The organism is Cognataquiflexum nitidum, assembly GCF_022538055.1.
GTDB lineage: Bacteria > Bacteroidota > Bacteroidia > Cytophagales > Cyclobacteriaceae > Cognataquiflexum > Cognataquiflexum nitidum.
The window spans coordinates 1-4,025 of the sequence record NZ_JAKZAM010000069.1 but is presented as its reverse complement, the minus strand read 5'-3'; the positions used below and the strand labels follow the sequence as shown (position 1 = coordinate 4,025).

Annotated in this window: 5 protein-coding genes; all 5 read right to left on the bottom strand. The window is 40.8% G+C overall.

All coding sequences use genetic code 11. From position 1 onward, the window contains the following. Positions 1 to 168: 168 nt before the first annotated feature. Positions 169 to 570 carry a hypothetical protein gene (locus MMU07_RS21560; RefSeq protein WP_241128684.1) on the bottom strand — a complete coding sequence of 134 codons (402 nt, stop codon included), beginning with the start codon at positions 568 to 570 and terminating at the stop codon, positions 169 to 171. A 39-nt stretch (positions 571 to 609) separates the two neighbouring features. Beyond that, positions 610 to 1,677, bottom strand: coding sequence for a DUF3500 domain-containing protein (locus MMU07_RS21555; RefSeq protein ID WP_241128683.1), 1,068 nt, complete (start codon positions 1,675 to 1,677; stop codon positions 610 to 612). A 312-nt stretch (positions 1,678 to 1,989) separates the two neighbouring features. Continuing rightward, a complete protein-coding gene (locus MMU07_RS21550) occupies positions 1,990 to 2,880 on the bottom strand; it encodes a dioxygenase family protein (protein ID WP_241128682.1) in 891 nt (296 codons plus the stop codon). Positions 2,881 to 3,102: 222 nt separating this feature from the next. Next, positions 3,103 to 3,720: a hypothetical protein gene (locus tag MMU07_RS21545; protein WP_241128681.1), complete on the bottom strand. Its 618-nt coding sequence runs from the start codon at positions 3,718 to 3,720 to the stop codon at positions 3,103 to 3,105. Between the two features lie 76 nt (positions 3,721 to 3,796). Next, on the bottom strand, positions 3,797 to 4,025 hold a 229-nt coding region (locus tag MMU07_RS21540), incomplete at its 5' end, for a hypothetical protein (RefSeq protein ID WP_241128680.1).

Below are 4,025 nucleotides of genomic sequence, written 5' to 3'. Positions count from 1 at the left end.
TATTTTGGTGAAAAGCTGTTTGAACGGATGGTTATTGCAGCTCTTCATCCTTACGTGCAGTGAAGCGGATACACATAAAAAAATTAAACTTTTTCAGACATCCTAACCAGGACGAACTGCAAGTACCAGAAATACCAACCCCGAATGGGGTTGAATTTGATATCAAGGTTAGGAGGACTGGGAACCAAGGTAAATTAGCAAACCAAAAACAAAAGCAAGTGCACCTATGGTAATTGCTAAACCAGTCGAAATTGCGGTCGAACCTACATCTGTTTTTCTTACCTGCACTTGTGCAATGTCATCTACCCTGATAGAAATCCGTTCCTTAGATTTCTTGGTATCTATGCCTATCAAAATTCCTGATTCCGTGTGGACATAAGTTAAAATCCTGACACTTCCGTTTTTTTCATAAACCTTTATCCTATCTCCTGAATTCAATTTTTGAAGTTGTTCTGCCATTGAAGCGGATTCAGTTTTGGGCTTTACTTTTTCCAGGTTTTTGTAGGTTTTGCAGGAAGTAACCAATGCTGTAAGCAGGATTAATAATCCCACCAGAGGGACAATTTTCATAACATCTTTTTGGCTAAAAGTTTATGAGTCAAAATTTAATCAATGCTTATGATCCATCAAATGCTTCCTTAAGATATCCTCCCCAAAATCATTATCCTTCTCGCGGAAGATGGAGTGGATATGGTTGGCATTGTCGAGGAATCCGACATTGTCATACTCGATGATGAAGTCGGGACTGTGGATCATGTAGTAATGCGCCTTCATGGGCTCATAGCTACCAATCCAGGCAAAATACACCTCATCCATTCCCCTTGCATGCAGGATGGCAAGGTATTCTTCCGCCTTTTCCTTTTCCATGTTGTTCATATACTCTTCGATGAGGTAATGGAGCACTTTCTGCTGCTCGGGACGGAGTTCCGAACCTTTGATTCCCATAAATTCTTCATACCACTGAGGCCTGTCAGGATTGGTGAGGATATCCTTGGGAACTTCCTGACTCAAGGTAGCCTTGGCTTTTTGGGCCTCATCCAAAGTATTTACAAACCAAAAACCATAATCCTCTTCCTTACTCAGCGGCCGCAAACCTGCATATTGGGTGACTTCCACCACTGCCGGGTCCGAACCAAGAAACAGCGGCGTCATGGTAAACGAATCCTTGGTCACCGTCAGGTTGATGGAGAGGTGGTGTCCCTCAAACTTGAAACCCCAAGCCGTGTCCATCCCGGGATTGCCGAGTATAGCGAGGTAATAATTACCGTAATCCCAATCCAGTTTCCGGATAAAACCTATCGTCCGGTCATCAATTTGCTCCCGCTGATGGGCGATCTCAAAGATCTCGTGCAGGATATCATCCACCTGCATGATGGCAAAGGTCTTCAGGTATCCCTGCGAACTGAAGATGGTACTGAGGATTTTATGGAATTTTTCTTTGCTGACTTCAGAAAGGTCCCCATACCGCAGTCCTTTCCTTGCTGCCAATCCAATCGGAAGGTTGGTCCACTGGGTGCGGAGGCTGTCATCCATCGAGAAGAGAACACTGTCTTTTTGGTTGGCAGAGAGAGATTCCAAAAAGGCATTAGTGACCTTGACCATGTCGGTTTTGGATTGGGCAAAGAGGCAGGTCGAAAAAGTTAAAATGAAGACAAGAAGGAAAATGGTTTTTTTCATTTGGAGGATCAGTGGTTGTGAATCGATTATTGCTTTAAAATTGGATCTTGGTGAAATATTCTTCAATGTTAAAACAGAATTTCATTTGGTAGAAGCGGGGAGGAATGACGGCGAACCGGGCCGGCATTGGCCTTGTGTGTGGATAGGATTTTGCCGTCTTGACTTTTTTGGCTACTTTTTTTGTCAAGAAAAAAAGTAGCTGTAAAAAAGGACGAGTGTTTTTCTTTAGGCAATAAGAATTCAATTTTTGGTTATTTGGTGAGAACACACAAAAATAAAGTGTGGAATTTTAGAAAATATACAGGCTAATTTTTAACCCTTCTTGACATACACCTCAGTAGCTTTTCCCATATCAACATATTGGAAAGAACGCGTCACCTTGATGGCCCCGGAGGGACTGATGTCAAACTCGAGCTTGTCAAAACTTCCCTCAGGATTGCTTGGATAGACAAAGAGGTTGTTTCCTGCATACACATATTCTTCTCCAAATACCTCATTCTTGAGCCAAAGGGCATTTTGGTTATTGAAAAGGGTGATAGTTTTTTTAGGATCATTTTCATGGACATAGGTTCCTGTCAGCTTTTCGATGGAGGCAGGTTCAACGGCCAAGGTCCTTGCCATGCCCACATTGAAGACCACCTTGCTGACGCCATTTGGATGGTCCTCGACTTTCAACTGACGGTCTTTGGCAGCTTTGGCCCAAGGGTCTTTGGAGATGTTTTTATCCCCCGTAAAATACAGCTGCGTCACCAAAGGCTGATAGCCCTCCGCAGTCACCATCATGTGAAAATGTGCCGGACGGATCAATCCTCCCCCCGCATCATAAGGCACAGGGATGATGGTCTCAAAGGAATAATTGCCATCAGCATCGGTATGGACGGTACCCCGGTATCGGAAAGCTGCGGTGGAGTTGTCATAGACACCCTCTTCATCGCAATGCCAAAGCTCGACCTTGGCGTTTTTGTAAGGAGTGGTGCAGTCCTGGTGGAGGATTTTACCGAGGAGTTGTACCTTGCGGCCTTTCGAACCGGCCACAACCAAGTTGCTGCGCTCGGGACTACCGGGTCTGTAGAATGGCCCCAAGATATCAGAAGTCGTGGCGCAATCTCCCACATACCTTGTCCCGTCAAAGCGTATAAACCCGAATGCGCTGACCGCAGTGGCGCAGAGGGCTGATGTTTTGATGAAGTTTCTCCTTTTCATTTCCCTTGCTGTTTTGGTTCTTTTGGATAGGGCAGGATGCACCTTCACCAATCTAAAAAAATATTTGGTCAAATCCACTTTTGCCCAATGAATCAAGTACCAACAGGCCAATAATCTGTCCGAAACAAGGGGAATATTTTTCGGGGGAGGTTAAATTTGACTTAATTTTTGTTTATAGAAAAAAATGGCAAATGTCCTCTTGATCTTAAATTTATACACTAATTAATCCATTAAGACCCTTTCTATAAAATTAAATAATTCTTGGTTAGCTTCCATGTAGGTGGTATTAAGGATGTTTTTTGCAGTTCTAAAACCTCCAGTGTTAGGCCTCGATGCAATTTTTCCAATATCTTTTTTTTCAACCTTATTTTTACCGTTTCTGTAATCATAGACTGAGACAAAATACCCTGTTAGTGCATTCCATTTTCCCTCAGGAATAGCACCCCAACTAAAATCGCCACCTACACTTCCGATTGCAAATTTTACATCAGCTCCAAATGCTGCATGAAATGCTGAAATAGAAATCTTAAGTGTAATTCTATTATCCTCAGGCTTTTCATAATAATCATCATTTTCTTTAATATTTAGTTCTACTGATGGGTAGGTTTCAGCTATTAGGTCAATTAAATTATTTACCACTGAATCACTTTCACACTCTACTTTGCTTTTTGAAGGGATGTTTCTTCCATCAAAAACAACAATATCTAAAACTTCACCATTAAGAAATTTATTCCTTGGTGTGATTGATTGTTCTTTTTGACACCAAACGTAAAGTTTTTGGCTGTAAAGGTCATTATATAAAAAAAACATGATTGTTATTATACCTAGTAGTTTTTTCATACAACTCTTAATTTTAATGTTTTACAAATATTTTAAAAAAATATCTAGTTAAATCTAGTTTAAGATGCGCAATTAATCAAATTTTATAGCCTAATAAAATTTCCATAGCCTTAAAAAAATACTGTCTATTACAAAGGTTTAACATTGGTATTTTATCAGAATTTCCTGATTTAAAGAAAAACAGGGTTTTTTGAAAGTTATTATGTTCAATAAATAAGTCATTCCCTTTCAATAGCGTCCTAAATAAAAGATGAGAGGTCTCGTTTTTGCCCAAAATATGTATTTTGGGTTTGCACCAAAAACCT